Source organism: Bacillus sp. FSL R12-0074 (genome assembly GCF_038005725.1).
In the GTDB taxonomy this organism is placed as follows: Bacteria; Bacillota; Bacilli; order Bacillales; family Bacillaceae_G; genus Bacillus_A; species Bacillus_A mycoides.
Genome location: NZ_JBBOTR010000001.1, coordinates 3,828,442 through 3,845,922 on the forward strand (window position 1 = coordinate 3,828,442; position 17,481 = coordinate 3,845,922).

At 37.3% G+C, this 17,481-nt stretch carries 15 protein-coding genes and 1 pseudogene; 5 read left to right on the forward strand and 11 right to left on the reverse strand.

From position 1 onward, the window contains the following. Window positions 1-94: 94 nt before the first annotated feature. Window positions 95-1,804: an Rqc2 family fibronectin-binding protein gene (locus NSS97_RS19755; RefSeq protein ID WP_002014489.1), complete on the forward strand. Its 1,710-nt coding sequence runs from the start codon at window positions 95-97 to the stop codon at window positions 1,802-1,804. Between the two features lie 41 nt (window positions 1,805-1,845). On the opposite strand, the gene NSS97_RS19760 is transcribed toward NSS97_RS19755, so the two are convergent. Further along, window positions 1,846-3,027 carry a lysozyme inhibitor LprI family protein gene (locus NSS97_RS19760; RefSeq protein ID WP_044442880.1) on the reverse strand — a complete coding sequence of 394 codons (1,182 nt, stop codon included), beginning with the start codon at window positions 3,025-3,027 and terminating at the stop codon, window positions 1,846-1,848. Window positions 3,028-3,476: 449 nt separating this feature from the next. Between NSS97_RS19760 and NSS97_RS19765 the strand changes: the two genes are divergently transcribed. Both NSS97_RS19765 and NSS97_RS19770 read left to right on the forward strand, forming a co-directional pair. Continuing rightward, complete coding sequence (locus tag NSS97_RS19765; RefSeq protein WP_044442879.1) at window positions 3,477-4,547, forward strand: M24 family metallopeptidase; 1,071 nt, start codon at window positions 3,477-3,479, stop codon at window positions 4,545-4,547. A gap of 85 nt (window positions 4,548-4,632) precedes the next feature. Then, window positions 4,633-5,157 carry a mycothiol transferase gene (locus NSS97_RS19770; RefSeq protein WP_107886422.1) on the forward strand — a complete coding sequence of 175 codons (525 nt, stop codon included), beginning with the start codon at window positions 4,633-4,635 and terminating at the stop codon, window positions 5,155-5,157. On the opposite strand, the pseudogene NSS97_RS19775 reads toward NSS97_RS19770, so the two are convergent. Continuing rightward, a pseudogene (locus NSS97_RS19775) lies at window positions 5,156-5,437 on the reverse strand (YoqO family protein); the annotation flags it as partial. The gene NSS97_RS19770 and the pseudogene NSS97_RS19775 sit on opposite strands and share 2 nt — an antisense overlap. A 15-nt stretch (window positions 5,438-5,452) precedes the next feature. Next, window positions 5,453-5,884: a YoqO family protein gene (locus tag NSS97_RS19780; protein WP_341114666.1), complete on the reverse strand. Its 432-nt coding sequence runs from the start codon at window positions 5,882-5,884 to the stop codon at window positions 5,453-5,455. 101 nt (window positions 5,885-5,985) lie between these two features. On the opposite strand from NSS97_RS19780, the gene NSS97_RS19785 reads away from it, so the two are divergent. Both NSS97_RS19785 and NSS97_RS19790 read left to right on the forward strand, forming a co-directional pair. After that, window positions 5,986-7,371: a membrane protein gene (locus tag NSS97_RS19785; protein ID WP_044442873.1), complete on the forward strand. Its 1,386-nt coding sequence runs from the start codon at window positions 5,986-5,988 to the stop codon at window positions 7,369-7,371. A 166-nt stretch (window positions 7,372-7,537) separates the two neighbouring features. Continuing rightward, complete coding sequence (locus NSS97_RS19790) at window positions 7,538-7,792, forward strand: YbeF family protein (RefSeq protein WP_002033769.1); 255 nt, start codon at window positions 7,538-7,540, stop codon at window positions 7,790-7,792. A 116-nt stretch (window positions 7,793-7,908) separates the two neighbouring features. Here NSS97_RS19790 and pyrE read toward each other — a convergent pair whose 3' ends face one another. From pyrE to pyrB, 8 genes are read right to left on the reverse strand one after another with little or no spacing between them, the layout of a single operon-like run. Continuing rightward, a complete protein-coding gene (gene pyrE, locus NSS97_RS19795; protein ID WP_107886420.1) occupies window positions 7,909-8,541 on the reverse strand; it encodes an orotate phosphoribosyltransferase in 633 nt (210 codons plus the stop codon). After that, a complete protein-coding gene (gene pyrF / locus NSS97_RS19800) occupies window positions 8,538-9,254 on the reverse strand; it encodes an orotidine-5'-phosphate decarboxylase (RefSeq protein WP_107886419.1) in 717 nt (238 codons plus the stop codon). The genes pyrE and pyrF overlap by 4 nt, the downstream gene beginning before the upstream one ends. Then, window positions 9,239-10,168, reverse strand: a complete 930-nt coding sequence (gene pyrD / locus NSS97_RS19805; protein ID WP_002088238.1) for a dihydroorotate oxidase B catalytic subunit — start codon at window positions 10,166-10,168, stop codon at window positions 9,239-9,241. Before pyrD ends, pyrF begins: the two co-directional genes overlap by 16 nt. Further along, window positions 10,165-10,944, reverse strand: a complete 780-nt coding sequence (pyrK, locus tag NSS97_RS19810; protein WP_002088239.1) for a dihydroorotate oxidase B electron transfer subunit — start codon at window positions 10,942-10,944, stop codon at window positions 10,165-10,167. The genes pyrD and pyrK overlap by 4 nt, the downstream gene beginning before the upstream one ends. Continuing rightward, window positions 10,941-14,159, reverse strand: a complete 3,219-nt coding sequence (gene carB / locus NSS97_RS19815) for a carbamoyl-phosphate synthase large subunit (protein ID WP_002165154.1) — start codon at window positions 14,157-14,159, stop codon at window positions 10,941-10,943. Before carB ends, pyrK begins: the two co-directional genes overlap by 4 nt. Then, on the reverse strand, window positions 14,144-15,241 hold the full coding sequence (locus NSS97_RS19820) for a carbamoyl phosphate synthase small subunit (protein ID WP_002111416.1): 1,098 nt from the start codon (window positions 15,239-15,241) through the stop codon (window positions 14,144-14,146). The genes carB and NSS97_RS19820 overlap by 16 nt, the downstream gene beginning before the upstream one ends. Further along, window positions 15,238-16,524 carry a dihydroorotase gene (pyrC, locus tag NSS97_RS19825; RefSeq protein ID WP_002165153.1) on the reverse strand — a complete coding sequence of 429 codons (1,287 nt, stop codon included), beginning with the start codon at window positions 16,522-16,524 and terminating at the stop codon, window positions 15,238-15,240. Before pyrC ends, NSS97_RS19820 begins: the two co-directional genes overlap by 4 nt. Then, on the reverse strand, window positions 16,508-17,422 hold the full coding sequence (pyrB, locus tag NSS97_RS19830) for an aspartate carbamoyltransferase (protein ID WP_002128846.1): 915 nt from the start codon (window positions 17,420-17,422) through the stop codon (window positions 16,508-16,510). Before pyrB ends, pyrC begins: the two co-directional genes overlap by 17 nt. Between the last annotated feature and the right edge of the window lie 59 nt (window positions 17,423-17,481).

Genomic DNA, 17,481 nt, shown 5'->3' on the forward strand with positions numbered 1-17,481 from the left:
CCTCCTGATTCCAGACATACTCTAATGAAAGCTTATTCAGCCTCGTCCAAAAAAATGCTATAATTAACTTTTAGTTAGAAAGGAGTGTTCATTCATGGCATTCGATGGATTATTTACAAGAGCAATTACACATGAAATTGCAAATTCTCTTCAAACAGGAAGAATTTCAAAAATATATCAACCCTCAAAATATGAAGTTTTATTACATATTCGAGCAAACGGAAAAAACCAAAAGCTAATTCTTTCATCTCACCCTACATATGCGCGTATGCACTTAACAAATCAAAACTACAATTCACCAGCGCTACCGCCGATGTTTTGTATGCTTCTTCGCAAACATTTAGAAGGCGGATTTATTGAAAAAATTGAACAAATTGACTTAGAACGTATTATTCAAATTACAGTCCGCAGTCGCAATGAAATCGGTGACGAATCAGTAAAAACATTAGTAATCGAAATAATGGGACGACACAGTAATATTATCTTAGTAGATACGAAAACAAATGTTATTTTAGATAGCTTAAAACACGTTTCTTTAGCGGTAAACCGACATCGTACTGTATATGCTGGAGCTGAATATGTTGCCCCACCCGCACAACATAAGGTTAATCCGCTTCTTATCGAAACAGAAGATGATTTTATTAAACCGCTAGACTTTTTATCTGGCAACATGGACAAACAACTTGTCGGAGCATTCATGGGAATTTCCCCATTATTTGCAAAAGAAGTTGTAAAAAAAGCAGGTATGGCAAATGAAAAAGCATTATCTGAAGCTTTCTTCAGCTTGCAAAAACCTTTGCTAACACATCAGTACGTGCCAGCAATGATAACAGCAAATGGAAAAGAGTTCTTTTACCTATTCCCTCTTTCTCACTTACAAGGAAACGAAAAAACATTTTCATCTGTTAGTGAATTATTAGATCGTTTCTTCTTTGGTAAAGCAGAGCGCGATCGTGTAAAACAACAAGCTCACGATTTAGAACGCTTTATGCAAAATGAAAAAACAAAAAACGAAAAGAAGCTAATTAAACTAGAAAAAACATTACAAGATGCCGGAAAAGCAGATAAATATCAACTATTTGGAGAGCTACTTACAGCCAATATGTACGCTTTGAAAAAAGGTGATAAAGAGATAGAAGTCGTTAACTATTACGACGAAAATGGTGGGACTGTAAAAATCACATTAAATCCTTTAAAAACACCATCTGAAAATGCACAACGCTATTTCCAAAAGTACCAAAAAGCGAAAAATTCAGTCGCTATTGTAGAAGAACAAATCGTAAAAACAAATGAAGAAATTCTTTATTTCGATAGCTTACTTCAACAAATGGAGGTTGCTTCTTCAAAAGATATTGAAGAGATTCGTGAAGAACTGACCGAAGAAGGTTATGTACGTAATCGTAAGAAGAAAAACACAAAGAAAAAACCGACAAAACCAGTATTGGACAAATATTTAGCTAGTGATGGCACAGAAATTTTCGTCGGTAAAAACAATAAGCAAAATGATTATTTAACAACGAAATTCTCCCGTCGTGATGAAATTTGGTTACATACGAAAGACATACCTGGGTCCCACGTTGTCATTCGTTCTCTTGAACCTACGGAAGAGACTTTACAAGAGGCCGCTAAAATCGCTGCTTATTACAGTAAAGCAAAAGATTCTAGTTCTGTTCCTGTAGATTTCACAAAGGTACGCCATGTCAAAAAACCGAGCGGTGCAAAACTTGGATTTGTTACATATGACAATCAACAAACATTATATGTAACACCAGATGCTGATACAGTAATGAAATTAAAAGCGTAAATTTAAAGAATGCGTTGCTTGCTAGCAACGCATTCTTTAATTTAGTTCATATATCCATTAACTAATTCGTAACATCTTTCTTTTGTCATCTTATATTTCTCTTCCGAAGCCTCTATACGTCTCATCGTTCCATTATTTGGATCTGTACCAATCGCTGTAACTTTACTTTCTTTTTCTTTAACCCATGCAATCTGTTTTGTTTTTAATGACTGAAATGCATCAGCTGACATCGTATTTTTTAATGTACTGTAAATTTCATTTAGTTTATTATCCCATAGTTGATAATTTCCTTCTATTTCATTTACTATGTCATTTGTTGACATAACATTTGTATGTTTTTCTTCGTTTTCTAGAGCAACTAACTCATTTAGAGCCTTAGTTTTACCTAATACTGAAGAAGATTCTTTTTTTGGCTGCTTCTCTTCTTTTGAACTAGTATACGTACTGGAATCATTTCCCTTAGCTGTTTCTTGCTCTTGAATAAAATCTTGTTTCGTTACCTTTTCTTGCTCTTCATCATCTACATTGTGAGTAATAACAGATGTTTTGGCATCCACAGCAACTACTCCGTTACTTTCTTTAAAAATATATTTCTTATTTCCACTATTCTCTTCTCTAACGAAAGAGACATTCTTGAAACCTTGAACTCTAAAAATTTCGTTAGCTTCTTCTTTAGTTAACTTTAAATCTACTGGCGTATTTGATGACCATTTATCCATTAACCATTTTCCATCGGTATAAACTAAAACAAATTCCCACGTCTCCGCTTCATTCCCCATATCATTTGCAAGGATAAGCGTCTCAATCTTTAAAACATCATTTTTCTGTGAACAAGTTATTCTCACGTCTGGCTCAATATGAATTGGGAATGGCAACATATCCGTCTCTCTAGACCTATTAAATGTGTCAAGCGACTTAGGAAGCTGATTTTCTACAAACTTATCTGTAACTAATCCCTTAACTCCTTTTTTCGCTGTCTCCATATCTCCAGGATTATTTCGGCTCCATCCATTTTCTTTTTCCATCTCACTAAAAGCGTTTGCTATCCTATCTACGCTCTTTCGTACAATCTTTTTCGCTTCTTTTCCTGTTACTTCCGGTGCTTCATCAAGCTGTTCAATCTTTTCATTTACTTGAACTTTGTTTTCACTTTTTTCACAACCTGCTAGAACAAACATACTAACTACCAAGCAAAATGACATTACTTTACTTAATTTTTTCATAGACTCACATTCCTTAATCCTATTTATTCGTTACGTATCCCTATCTTCGAGAGAAACCCAAAAATTACCTATTGTATCAATAATTTTTTATTTATACATTAATTTTTATATTAAAATAAATAATAAATGTAATGTTATTTTCAAATATACACTCTAAACATCGCTTATCCTTTTCTTTCCTAACTTCGATATTCCAAAAAAATTTGACATTATTTTCTCGTATTTGTATAAAATTTTTTACAGTGTGTAAAAAAATCGATTCGATGTTCTTTTCATTTGCTCACTAATATTTTGAAGCAATCCGTAGTTTTCAAATAGTCCTTCCCACAAATAGCGGAAAGAACTTTACTTTACCTTCCCTTATATATATTCCCCACTATCCTTTCTCTAAAGTTAACTTTTGGCACGCTATTTGCTTTATTCAATACTGTGAAAAGGGGGAAATTAACATGACTTTAAGAATTAATAAAATCCAAAATCAACTACAAAAATATGAAATTGACGGATTACTTATTACAAAAAAAGAAAATCGCCAATATGCAACAGGCTTTACAGGCAGCGCTGGCGTCGTCTTAATCTCTGCGGATAAAGCGGTTTTTATAACTGATTTTCGCTATGTAGATCAAGCGAAATCACAAATAAAAGAAGCTAAAATTATTATGCATAAAGGAAATCTAGAAAAAGAAATCGCAAATCAAGTATCGAAATTAAACATTCAAAAACTTGGAATTGAAGAAAATAACATGACATTACAACAATATAAAAACTTACAAAAATACATACATGCGGAAATGGTGCAAGTGTGCGAAATCATCGAAGATATTCGCATTATTAAAGACACACCTGAAATAGAAACAATGAAAATTGCGGCTAATATTGCTGACGAATCATTTCACCACATCCTTACGTTTCTAAAGCCAGGAATAAGTGAGACTGATGTCCGAGATGAATTAGAATTTTTCATGCGAAAGAAAGGGGCTACATCCTCATCATTTCAAATTATTGTAGCTTCTGGCGTTCGCTCTTCACTTCCTCATGGCGTTGCATCGAATAAAATAATCGAGCACGGCGATATCGTTACCTTAGATTTCGGTGCACTTTATAACGGGTATTGTTCCGATTTAACACGTACTGTAGCGATTGGCGAACCATCGGAAGAATTCAAAAAAATATATAATGTTGTATTAGAAGCATTAAAGCGTGGAACTGCAGCCATTAAACCTGGAGAAACTGCGAAAAGTATCGATGATATAACGAGAGATTACATTACAGAACATGGATACGGTCAATATTTCGGCCACTCTACTGGTCATGGGCTTGGGTTAGAAATTCATGAACCTCTCCGTCTATCCCAAGAAAGTAAGGCTACTTTAGAAGAAGGTATGGTTGTTACAGTTGAACCAGGTATTTATATACCAAACTGGGGCGGGTGTAGAATTGAAGATGATATTGTCATCACAAAAGAGGGCTATGAGGTTATTACAAAGGCAAATCGGGAACTAATTGTCATTCCCTGTTAAAAATCATGAACTTTTTAACAGGAGTTTTTTCTTTACACATAAAATTCCTTCTCTGGAGTAATTGTTTAAAGAGGGGGAATTTTAATTGAACTTTGTAATCGATAAGGTAGATGGTTTACAAATTGAGTTTTCAAAACTTGTTTCCATGATGAATTACGCTCGCTATACAACAATGCAGGCTGTCGAAGGCTTAACAATTGAAGAACTTGATTATTTATATGATGATGAAGCAAATTCAATTGGTATGCTTTTGTACCATATGGCTGCTATTGAATTTTACTACCAAATTCATACTTTTGAAGATCGTGAACCAACAGATGCTGAATTAGAACGTTGGTTACCTGCTGTTGAGTTAGGAAATCTTGGACGCGAGAAAATAAAAGGCAACTCAATAGAATTTTACATAAATACGTTACAAGAAGTGCGCTCTAAAACGATCGAAACATTTCAGTCTTTACCTGACGAATGGCTATTTAAAACGACCGACTTTTGGCATGACAAACCAGCAAATAACTACTTTAAATGGTTTCACGTATTTGAAGATGAGATCAACCATCGCGGACAAATTCGTTTAATTAAAAAGATGCAAAAAGCTCATTCAGTAAAGTAAGAAAATACCACCCTTGAAACATTACAATTCCATCTATTACCTCATTTCCTTTCAATAACAAAAACGGAATCGTGCTAATTATAATGACAAACTCGATGCTGAAAACAATTTTCTTTTTTCGACTATATGCTTTCCATTCATCCCAGCGATACATAGGAGCAAAAATCAATACTCCTATACATAATATTACTGGTACCCATTCACTTTTAAGAAATTGCCCCGAAATAACTGATAATATTAAACAACCGAGCACACCATAATACCCTATTTTCTCTCTCATTCGTACTCCCCCATTCTACTTCTCCTTTAATATGTAACTTGCTATTCTTATCATGACTCTTAGAAAAATAACGACTACAATTACAAGATAAAGACCTTTCGCAGAAGACATCCAATCTTGAAAAATAGACATTTTCTCCATTTGCTTTTGGCCCTCTATTAAAATAACCCCTACGACAAATGAACAAACAACAATGATACCTATCATAATTCCAATACTTTTCTTACCATGTTGTTTCATGTCATCCCAACGATATAACAGTATAAAAACAAACCCGAGAACAGGTATGATACTTATCCATTCATTGTTTGTAAGCAGATTTAAAATGATTAATAGACTACAAGATATGATAAATCCCCAAAATCCAATTTCTTTGCGCATAAGTCCTCCTTTAATTCCATTTTTAGGATTAATTGTATTGTAACATCCATTTATTATTCTTACCATTACAGTACATGAAATTTCACTTTTTTTCTTTTTCTTATACTCACATACTTTCACTGCTTCCATACAATGAACTACACGAATGCCTAAAGGATGTGAATGTTATGGGAGTTGAATTAACGCTTTTACATGCTCTCTATATTCTTTGTTTACTCACTATTATTACCTTTTTTATTTTTAGAAAAGATACGACGATCATTTGTATCGTTTTTATCTTTTTATTAGCATTAACCGCTACAAGTTCTATCCCTCTTGCCATTAGTGGTATCTTTCAAAGTTTCATTTACGCCATTACCGAACTATTACCAACTATATTAATCATCTCCATTATCGTATCAATGAGCAACCTACTCGTTCATACCGGCATAAATGATACGATGATTTCGCCATTTACAAAGATGATTCGTACACCTGCACATGCCTACTGGATTATCGGTCTTTTAATGATGACAATTTCCTTTTTCTTTTGGCCTTCTCCAGCTGTCGCCTTAATGGGGGCTATTTTATTACCAGTCGCTGTACGCGTTGGCCTTCCGCCAATTGGTGTTGCCATTGCTATGAACTTATTCGGACACGGCATCGCCCTATCTGGTGACTTCGTAATTCAAGGTGCACCGAAATTAACTGCAGACGCTGCTGGTCTTCCTGTTTCCAGCGTTGTTTCAGCCAGTGTTCCCCTCGTTATTGTTATGGGTATTGTGACAACTTCCGTCGCATTTTTCTTCTTACGAAAAGAATTTCATACAGGCTTATCTATACAAGAATCTATTCCATCAACTGAGTCTTCTAAAACGCTCACTTCATTATCCCCTCAGACAAAAAAATGGCTCGCTATTTGTATTCCGATCGTATATGCCATAGATATTCTTTGCATGATTCAATTTAAACTACAAGGAAGCAATGCAACTGCACTTATCGGCGGGACGACTGTTATTATGATTATCATCATTTCTCTCATCGCCTACAAAGGTAATGGACTGAATAAAACGACCGATTATTTTATAGAAGGGCTCCAATTTGGATTTAAAATCTTTGGTCCAGTTATCCCAATTGCTGCACTCTTTTATTTAGGAGATAGCGGCTTTATAAAAATTATCGGAGACTATTTACCGAAAGGTTCACATGGAATCATTAACGACTTAGGAATCGCCTTATCCCAAACTGTACCTTTAAATCAATATGTATCGGCAGGAACATTAACTATTGTTGGTGTCATAACAGGCTTAGATGGATCTGGTTTTTCCGGTATATCACTTGCTGGTTCGATTGCAAACCTTTTCGGAACAGCACTTGGGCATGGAACCGCTACATTAACAGCACTCGGGCAAATTGCAGCAATCTGGACCGGTGGTGGCACTTTAATTCCTTGGGCGCTTATTCCTGCCGCTGCCATATGCAAAGTAGATCCGTTTGAACTTGCACGCCGAAACTTTTTACCAGTTGTGATTGGCTTAATCGTCACCACGATCGTTGCGATGTTTATTCTATAGCGTAAGCAAGTATTCTCTTGCTTACGTTTTTTATTGTGAAATCAATCATTTATTACTGACTTTCAAAAGGGATTATGTATATGTTAGCGAAGTTATATTAGGAGAGTATTTATTTCAAAACGTTTACGAGAAACAGATTACTTCAATTAGAAAAGGGGACATAACTATGAATGAATTGATTTTTGTCTTATTAATTTGTCCATTACTTATCTTTATCGTTTCTGTTATTGGAACACGTAGAACGAGAACGTACTATGTAATGCCAATTGTAACGTTTGCTAGTTTTTTAATAGTAGGTGCTATCGCCTTCCCTCCAAAGTTTTTCTTTTGGGTCGGTATGTATAGTATCTTCTCATTTATTATTTCTTATATGACTCTATTGTTTGTGAGAGGATATGAAGTTGCAGAAAACAATAAGTAGTTATTAGTGAGGAGATTGTACTATGATTTTCTTTGATATCGATGGAACTTTACATAAAATTTTAGCAATGATATAAAAAAGACGACCACGTTCCCCCGCGGTCGTCTTTTTTCGTGTTACGCTGTAATCCAAGCTTCATTTGCTGGATTTTTACGCCACTCTTGTAATTTTTTCGTTTCAGCTTGTCCGATCATACCTTTTTCTGCTGCAACTTCAGTTAATGCACTGTAATCACTTAAAGAATATGATGCTACGTTTGCTGCTTCTAGTTTCTCTTTTCCTGACTCAAGCTCGTATGTGAAGATTGATACGATTCCTAATACTTCACAGCCAGCTTCGCGAAGTGCTTCTACACATGTAATTGCACTACCGCCAGTTGAAATTAAGTCTTCTACTACTACTACTTTTTGACCTTTTTCAGCTTTTCCTTCGATTTGGTTCCCTTTACCGTGACCTTTTGCTTTACTACGCACGTAGCACATTGGTAAATCCATACGATCGCTTACCCATGCAGCGTGCGCAATACCAGCAGTTGCTGTTCCTGCAATAACTTCTACAGTTGAGAAGTGCTCTTTAATTAACTCTTCTAATCCAGCTGCAATCGCTTGGCGTACTTTTGGATAAGATAAAGTTAAACGATTATCACAATAAATTGGTGATTTTATACCAGAAGACCAAGTAAATGGGTCATTCGGTTGTAAAAATAATGCTCCAATTTCTAATAAATGCGATGCGATTTCTTTTTTCATACTGTTACACCTTCCCACTGTTGTTTTACTGTTTTATACGCTTCAAGCGGATTTTCTGCTTTTGTAATACTACGTCCAACTACGATGTAGCTTGAACCAAGTTCCCTCGCACGTTTCGGTGTTGCTACGCGCACTTGGTCATTTACATCATCGCTTGCAAGACGAATCCCCGGTGTTACTGTTACAAATTCATTTCCGCATACTTCACGTAATTTTGGTACTTCAAGTGTTGAACAAACAACTCCATCAAGTCCACTTTCTTTCGTTAATTTTGCATAATGAGCAACCGCTTCTTCTAACGTTTTCTCAATGCCAATCTCTTTTTTCATCATAGCTTCCGAAGTGCTTGTTAATTGTGTAACTGCAATACAAATCGGTCTCTCTTTTCCTTCTTGCTTACCTTCCTCTAATCCCTCAATCGCAGCTTTCATCATACTGCTTCCCCCAGCAGCATGAACATTTACCATATCTACATCTAGACTAGCTAGGCTACGCATAGCGCTTTTTACCGTATTCGGAATATCATGAAGTTTTAAATCTAGGAAGATTTTATGTCCTTTTTCTTTTAAGTACGTAATAATTGCAGGACCTTCTTTGTAAAACAACTCCATACCAACTTTGACAAATAACTCTTCCCCTTCAAAGTAGTGTAAGAATTGTTCTACCTCTTGTTTCCCTGGAAAATCTAGTGCAACGATTAACGACTGTGACATGTTTGCTTCCAGCTCCTTCCTTGACATTCCGAAATATGATCAAATCCTAATTCATCTAGTAATGCTGGTAATTCTTCAATAATTGTCGGACATACGAACGGATCGATAAAGTTCGCCGTTCCAACTGCGACCGCGCTTGCGCCCGCATAGAAGAATTCAATTACATCTTCCGCTGTTTCAATACCACCCATTCCAATGATCGGAATGTTAACCGCTTGACTTACTTCATGTACCATACGAATTGCTACTGGCTTAATCGCAGGCCCTGATAGTCCGCCCGTACGGTTTGCTAAAATTGGTTTTGCAGTTTTTAAATCTAGACGCATACCAAGCAATGTATTAATCATCGTTAAACCGTCCGCACCCGCATTTTCAATTGCTTTTGCAATTTCCACAATGTTTGCCACGTTCGGTGACAATTTCACATATACCGGTACTTCAGAAACCTCTTTTACTCGCTTCGTTAAATCAGCAGCAATTTCAGGATTTGTACCAAAAGCGATACCACCCGTTTTTACGTTTGGACAAGAAATATTTAATTCTAGCGCATGAACATTAGGTGCCTTTGAAATCGCCTTCGCAACCGCTACGTAATCCTCAGCTTGTGAACCCGCAACGTTTGCAATAATCGGAAGATCAAATTGCTCGAGAAAAGGTAATTCAGAATTCATTACCTTTTCTAATCCAGGATTTTGAAGCCCGATTGCATTTAGCATTCCGCCTGGTGTTTCAGCAACACGAGGCGTTGGGTTTCCATAACGAGGTTGTTCTGTTGTCGCTTTAATCATAATTGATCCAAGTACACTTAAATCATAGAACTGTGCATACTCACGACCAAATCCGAAGCAACCAGATGCTGGGATGATTGGATTTTTTAATGATAACCCTGGTAATTCAACTTGCAATCTGTTCATAGTACAACCTCCCCGATTGGAAATACTGGTCCGTCGCTACACACCTTCTTGTAAGAATGCCCACTCGGATCTGCTTGCAAATGGCATACACATGCGAAACATGCTCCGATACCACAGCCCATACGTTCTTCTAATGAAATGTAGGCTTTTCTCTCCTTATAGCGTCCTTCTAATGCACGAAGCATCGCTAAAGGTCCACATGAGTAGAGAATGTCAAAGTCAATTCCATAGCTATCGATTACATCTGTTACAAACCCTTTTGTACCATGTGTACCATCAACTGTTGCAACATACGTATCACCAAGTTCTGCGAATTTCTCTTCATAGAAGACAACATCTTTCGTTTGGAAACCTAAGATGTGAATAACGCGTACTCCTTTTGCTACAAGACGCTGTGACAATTCATATAGTGGTGGTACACCAATTCCCCCACCAACTAATAGAGCCGTTTGTCCAGATTCCGCTTCTTCTACAGGAAATCCATGACCAAGTGGTCCTAACACATCTACAAGTTCACCTTGTTTTCTTTTCGCTAATGTTTTTGTCCCTTGTCCTTCCGCACGATATAGCATTGTAAATTCGTTCTTGTCTTGATCGACATTACAAATACTAATTGGGCGGCGCAGAAGGGGCGTAATGCCCTCTGCTACCTTAATGTGTACAAACTGCCCTGGATCGTTCATTTGCTGCACTAAATCCCCTTGAAGCACTAATTCGTAAATGTTTTTTGCGATTTCTTTTTGGTTAACGACGATCATATTTTGCTTTTGCATCATGCATGTACCACCTCGTGACGCTTCGTTTGCGTAATTTCTTTCATTGAATGAGCTGAGAATGTCATAGATTCTAATACTCTCAAGATTGCTCTCGTTGTATCAAGTGATGTTAAGCAAGCCACACCATTTTCTACTGATTCACGGCGAATGCGGAAACCATCACGCGCTGGTTGTTTTCCTTTTGTTAATGTATTGATTACAAACTGCGCTTTCCCTTGACGGATAATATCAAGTAAGTTGTAGTCTTCAGAATCAATTTTGTTTACAACTTGCACCGGAATGTTTTGTTCTGTTAGCGATTGTGCTGTTCCTGCTGTTGCTAATAAGTTATAGCCGATTTCATGGAAGCGTTTTGCAATTTCCAGCGCTTCTTCTTTATCTTTATCCGCTACAGTGATGATTACTGATCCGTGCGTTGGAATGTTAATTCCTGAAGCAACAAGTCCTTTATATAATGCTTTTTCAAGCGTTAAATCTTTACCCATTACTTCCCCTGTTGATTTCATTTCAGGCCCTAATGTTGTATCAACTGAGCGTAGTTTCGCAAATGAGAATACCGGTGCTTTTACATACACTTCCTTCTCTTCTGGGTGATAGCCAGTTCCATATCCTTGTTCTACAAGGTTTTGACCTAAAATAACTTTCGTTGCGATATTTGCCATCGGTACGCCTGTAATTTTACTTAAGAATGGTACTGTACGGCTCGCACGTGGATTTACTTCAATTACATACACTTCATCTTTGAATACTACAAACTGAATGTTTAGTAATCCAACAATGTTTAAACCTTTTCCAAGCCCAATTGTATGTTCAATAATTTGTTCTTTTAGTTTTTCAGATAAGCTCTGTGGTGGATATACTCCAATTGAATCCCCAGAGTGAACTCCAGCGCGTTCGATATGTTCCATAATACCTGGAATGAATACATTCTCACCGTCTGAAATTGCATCTACTTCAATTTCTTTACCAACCATATAACGGTCGATTAATACTGGGTGATCTGCGTGAACTTTAACCGCATTTTTCATGTAGTGCAGTAATTCTTCTTGACGATATACGATTTCCATCGCACGTCCACCTAGTACGTAAGATGGTCTTACTAATACTGGGTAACCAATTTTGTCAGCGATCGCTACTGCTTGCTCTACAGTCGTTGCTGTTTTACCAACTGGTTGCGGGATACCAAGCTTTGTTAAAGCTGCTTCAAACTTATCACGATCTTCTGCACGGTCTAAATCTTCAAGTGATGTTCCTAAGATTTTTACACCGTGTGCTTCTAATTTAGCCGCTAAGTTAATTGCCGTTTGTCCACCGAATTGGACGATAACACCTTCTGGCTTTTCTAAATCGATAATGTGCATTACATCTTCGATTGTTAATGGTTCAAAGTATAATTTGTCAGAAATACTGAAGTCTGTTGAAACTGTTTCTGGGTTGTTATTAACAATGATTGCCTCATATCCAGCTTCTTTTATTGCCCATACAGAGTGAACTGTTGCATAATCAAACTCAACACCTTGACCAATACGGATTGGACCAGATCCTAGTACAACTACACTCTTACGATCTGTTACAATCGATTCATTCTCGTCACCATATGTGCTGTAGTAGTATGGTGTTGCAGATTCAAACTCTGCCGCACAAGTATCTACCATCTTATAAACAGGAGTCATATTGCTTTCTTTACGCATATCGTAAATTTCACGCTCTGTTTTGTTCCAAGCATTGGCGATGTAATGGTCACTGAAGCCCATTTCTTTCGCAGATTGTAACACTTCCATATTTCCTACATTCGCTTTTACTTCGCGTTCCATGTTTACGATATTTTCAACTTTTTGTAAGAAGAAGAAGTCCATTTCACACCATTCGTTGATTTCTTCTTTCGTTACACCTTGACGGATCGCTTCTGCTACAACGAACAGACGCTCGTCATCAGCTTTTATAATACGCTTTTTCATCGTTTCTTTATCAAGCTCTTTTAAGTGGTCTAACTCTAGGTGATAAACGCCAAGCTCTAAAGAACGGATCGCTTTTAATAATGATTGTTCTAAGTTACGTCCGATTGACATAACTTCACCAGTTGCCTTCATTTGTGTACCAAGTGTTCTGTTTGCTGATTCAAACTTATCAAATGGCCAACGTGGAATTTTTGAAACAACATAGTCTAATGCTGGCTCGAAGCAAGCGTATGTTTTTTGTGTTACTGGGTTTATAATTTCATCTAATGTTAAACCGACTGCAATTTTCGCCGCTAACTTCGCAATTGGATATCCAGTTGCTTTAGATGCTAGTGCAGACGAACGACTCACACGCGGGTTTACTTCGATTACATAGTATTGGAAGCTATGTGGATCAAGTGCAAGCTGAACGTTACATCCACCTTCAATTCCTAATGCACGAATAATTCTTAATGAAGTGTTTCGTAACATTTGATACTCACGGTCACTTAATGTTTGGCTCGGTGCTACAACGATAGAATCACCTGTGTGAACCCCAACCGGATCGATATTTTCCATGTTACATACTACAATCGCGTTATCATTCGAATCACGCATTACTTCATATTCAATTTCCTTACAACCGGCAATACTCTTTTCTAATAAACATTGTGTTACTGGACTATGTTTTAATCCACCTGATACGATTTCAATTAGTTCTTCTTCATTATTACAGATTCCGCCACCTGTTCCCCCCATTGTAAATGCTGGGCGAACAATAACTGGATAACCAATTTCTTTTACAAATTCATGTGCTTCTTCCAGCGTATGAATAATCGTGCTAGATGGAATTGGTTCATTTAATTCCTGCATTAATGTACGGAATAAATCACGATCCTCGGCTTGCTCGATTGCTGATAATTTTGTTCCTAAAATTTCAACTCCGCACTCTTCAAGTATGCCTGATTTCGCAAGTTCAACAGCCATGTTTAGGCCTGTTTGACCACCTAATGTTGGTAGGAGTGCATCTGGACGTTCTTTACGAATGATACGGCTTACGAATTCTAATGTTAATGGTTCTATATATACTTTATCTGCTGTTGCAGTATCTGTCATAATTGTTGCTGGGTTAGAGTTAACAAGGATTACTTTGTAACCTTCTTCTCTAAGAGATTGACAAGCTTGTGTACCAGAGTAATCAAACTCTGCTGCTTGCCCAATTACAATTGGTCCTGATCCGATTACTAAAATTGTGTTAATGTCTAGGCGTTTTGGCATAACTCTTCCCCTTCTTTCTTGAAGTTTTCAATCATTGCTAAGAAATCTTCGAATAAATCATTTGCATCTTCTGGTCCTGCAGAAGCTTCTGGATGGTATTGCACTGTAAATGCTGGGAACTTCGTATGACGAAGACCTTCTACTGTTCCATCATTTAAAGCAACATGTGTAATTTCCAGTTCTGTATTTCCAACTGATTCTTCTTCTACTGCGTAACCATGGTTTTGAGATGTAATTGCTACTTTTCCAGTTGCAAGATTTTTTACTGGATGATTTAAACCACGGTGACCGAATTTTAACTTACTTGTATTCGCACCAGATGCCAGGGCGAACAATTGATGTCCTAGGCAAATCCCGAATAAAGGAACTTTACCAATAATTTCTTTTAACATTTCAATTGCTTCTGGTACATCTTTTGGGTCCCCAGGTCCATTACTTAACATAATTCCATCTGGGCTAAGGCGTAGAATTTCTTCTGCTGTTGTATTGTAAGGTACAACAATTACATCACAATCACGCTTATTTAATTCTCGTAAAATACCATGTTTCATTCCGAAGTCTACAAGTACAACTCGGTGTCCACGGCCTGGACTTGGATATGGATCTTTTGTTGATACGCGTTTCACATGATCTGTAAAGACAGTTGCTTTCAATTGGCTAACGATGTCCTCTACATCCACATCCATATTGCAAAGACGTCCACGTAAAGTTCCATATTGACGAATTTTTCTTGTTAATTTTCTCGTATCAATTCCTGCTAATCCTGGGATATTTCTTTCTTTCAAGTAATCATTTAGCGAAATTTCATTACGGAAGTTTGATGGGTGATCACAAATTTCGTTTACGATTAAACCATTTACAGATGGGTGAATTGATTCAAAATCATCACGGTTAATGCCGTAGTTTCCGATTAATGGATACGTAAATGTTACGATTTGACCGCAGTATGATGGATCAGATAAAGTTTCTTGATATCCAGTCATCCCAGTTGTAAATACAACCTCACCTGACTTTTCTATTTCTCCTCCGAAACCTTTTCCAATTAATACTGTTCCATCTTCTAAGATAAGTTGTCTTTTCATACTAATGCACTCTCCTTTTGCCATGCGATCTTACCACCAACGATTGTCATAACCGGCCAACCTTGGCATTTCCAACCTGCGAATGGTGTGTTTTTTCCTTTTGATAAGAATGTTGTTGGATCAATTTCTTCTTCTTGTTCTAAATCGATAATTGTAATATCAGCTTTTCTACCTTCTGTTAGGCGCCCTGCTTCTAAACCGAATGTGTCAGCCGGTTTTTCTGTTAAGAATTGAATCAGTTGCTCTAATGTAATGATTCCTTTTTTCACAAGGTTTGTATATAAAAGCGGGAATGCTGTTTCAAAACCAGTAATTCCGAACGGTGCTCTTTCAATCCCTTGCGCTTTCTCTTCTGCAGTATGCGGTGCATGGTCAGTTGCGATCATATCAATTGTTCCATCTAATAGTCCTTCAATTAACGCTGCATGATCTTCTTTTCCTCGAAGCGGTGGATTCATTTTAAAGTTAGGATCAGCCGATGGGATATCATCTTCACATAATACTAAGTGATGCGGTGTTACTTCTGCTGTCACCTTAATTCCAGCACGTTTCGCGTCACGGATTACACGTACAGATCCTTTTGTACTTACGTGACATACGTGGTAGTGACAATTTGCAGCTTCCGCAAGTAAGATGTCCCGGGCAATATGTACGGATTCACATACTGATGGGATACCGTTTAATCCGTGTTTCTCAGAAAACTTCCCTTCATGTACACATCCTTTATTAATAAGTGTGTTCTCTTCACAGTGTGCAACAACTGCCATATTTAATTTCGATGCACGCTTCATTGCAGCTAACATCATGCTTGCATCTTGCACGCCTACGCCATCATCAGTGAAAGCGAACGCTCCAAGTTCTTTTAACGTTTCAAAATCGGTCATTTCAGAACCTGCTTGACGTACTGTAATTGCTCCATATGGTAATACATTTACATGTGCTTTTTCTTTAATACGCTTTTGCAGGTCTTCCATATGTTCTTTACAATCTGGTACTGGGCGTGTGTTTGGCATTGCGCAAATTGTAGTAAATCCACCTTTTGCTGCTGCAAGTGTTCCTGTTTCAATTGTTTCTTTATGTTCACCACCTGGTTCACGAAGATGAACGTGTACATCTACTAATCCAGGTGCGATTAACTTTCCATTTACATCGATTACTTCAGCATTATCTGCCGTAATATTTTCTGCTACCTTCGCAATTTTACCGTCTTGTACGAGAAGATCTGTTGCTACGATTGTTCCTTCTGCATTCATATAACGACCATTTTTAAACAAATAATTCATGTTTCATTCCTCCTAATACATTTGGTAATGCGCGTTTTAGTACAGCCATTCTTACGTAGACCCCGTTTTCCATTTGCTTGAATATGCGTGAGCGTTCACACTCGACAAGTTCACTCGCAATTTCAACATCACGGTTTACAGGGGCTGGATGCATAATAATGCTTCCTTCTTTCATACGTTTTTCTCTTTCAACTGTTAACCCATGTTGCTCGTGATACTCTTTCATAATGTCTGTTTCATAATGGTCATGACGCTCATGTTGTACACGAAGTAACATCATCACATCCACTTCTGGAACAAGTTCATCTAAACTCTTGTACGTTCCAAATGTGTTCTCTTCATCTTTCCACTCTTCTGGGCTTGCAAAGTAAATTGTCGCGCCCAGTTTCGTTAATGCTTCTGCATTAGAACGTGCTACTCGGCTATGACGAACATCCCCAACTATTGCAATCTTCAAACCTTCAAATCTTCCAAACTCTTGTTTAATTGTTAGAAGATCGAGTAGACATTGCGTTGGATGATTTCCACATCCATCTCCAGCGTTCAAGATTGGGATATTCACCTGATCTTTTAATTCATCGAAGTAACGATCTTGCTCATGGCGGATGACTACCGCTTTTGTTCCGATTGATTCTAGTGTTCTTATCGTATCGTATAAAGTTTCTCCTTTTTGTACGCTAGATGCATCTGCGGAAAAGTCTAATACTTCAAGTCCTAATCTCTTCTCAGCAACTTCAAAGCTAAATCTCGTCCTCGTACTATTCTCAAAGAACAAGTTCGCAACAAATGTTTGCTCTGTCGTTTTTCTCTCTTTTCCATTCGCGAAATCTTCTGCGTCTTTTAGGATTTCTGAAATTTCTTGTTCCGATAATTCACTCATCGTTAACAAATGGCTCATCGTCATCCCTCATCTTTCTGTTTTTTATGATAACACCATTGAATTTATATAACAATAAC

Excerpts from the sequence above, each read along its gene's own strand:
- NSS97_RS19780 (WP_341114666.1), bottom strand. The coding sequence starts at position 5,884 with ATGGTAAGAATAATAAATGGATGTTACAATACAATTAATCCTAAAAAT.
- NSS97_RS19820 (WP_002111416.1), bottom strand. The coding sequence starts at position 15,241 with ATGAAAAGACAACTTATCTTAGAAGATGGAACAGTATTAATTGGAAAA.
- pyrF (WP_107886419.1), bottom strand. The coding sequence starts at position 9,254 with ATGTCACAGTCGTTAATCGTTGCACTAGATTTTCCAGGGAAACAAGAG.
- NSS97_RS19765 (WP_044442879.1), top strand. The coding sequence starts at position 3,477 with ATGACTTTAAGAATTAATAAAATCCAAAATCAACTACAAAAATATGAA.
- NSS97_RS19755 (WP_002014489.1), top strand. The coding sequence starts at position 95 with ATGGCATTCGATGGATTATTTACAAGAGCAATTACACATGAAATTGCA.
- NSS97_RS19785 (WP_044442873.1), top strand. The coding sequence starts at position 5,986 with ATGGGAGTTGAATTAACGCTTTTACATGCTCTCTATATTCTTTGTTTA.
- pyrC (WP_002165153.1), bottom strand. The coding sequence starts at position 16,524 with ATGAATTATTTGTTTAAAAATGGTCGTTATATGAATGCAGAAGGAACA.
- NSS97_RS19760 (WP_044442880.1), bottom strand. The coding sequence starts at position 3,027 with ATGAAAAAATTAAGTAAAGTAATGTCATTTTGCTTGGTAGTTAGTATG.
- pyrD (WP_002088238.1), bottom strand. The coding sequence starts at position 10,168 with ATGAACAGATTGCAAGTTGAATTACCAGGGTTATCATTAAAAAATCCA.
- pyrB (WP_002128846.1), bottom strand. The coding sequence starts at position 17,422 with ATGAGCCATTTGTTAACGATGAGTGAATTATCGGAACAAGAAATTTCA.
- pyrK (WP_002088239.1), bottom strand. The coding sequence starts at position 10,944 with ATGATGCAAAAGCAAAATATGATCGTCGTTAACCAAAAAGAAATCGCA.
- carB (WP_002165154.1), bottom strand. The coding sequence starts at position 14,159 with ATGCCAAAACGCCTAGACATTAACACAATTTTAGTAATCGGATCAGGA.
- NSS97_RS19790 (WP_002033769.1), top strand. The coding sequence starts at position 7,538 with ATGAATGAATTGATTTTTGTCTTATTAATTTGTCCATTACTTATCTTT.
- pyrE (WP_107886420.1), bottom strand. The coding sequence starts at position 8,541 with ATGAAAAAAGAAATCGCATCGCATTTATTAGAAATTGGAGCATTATTT.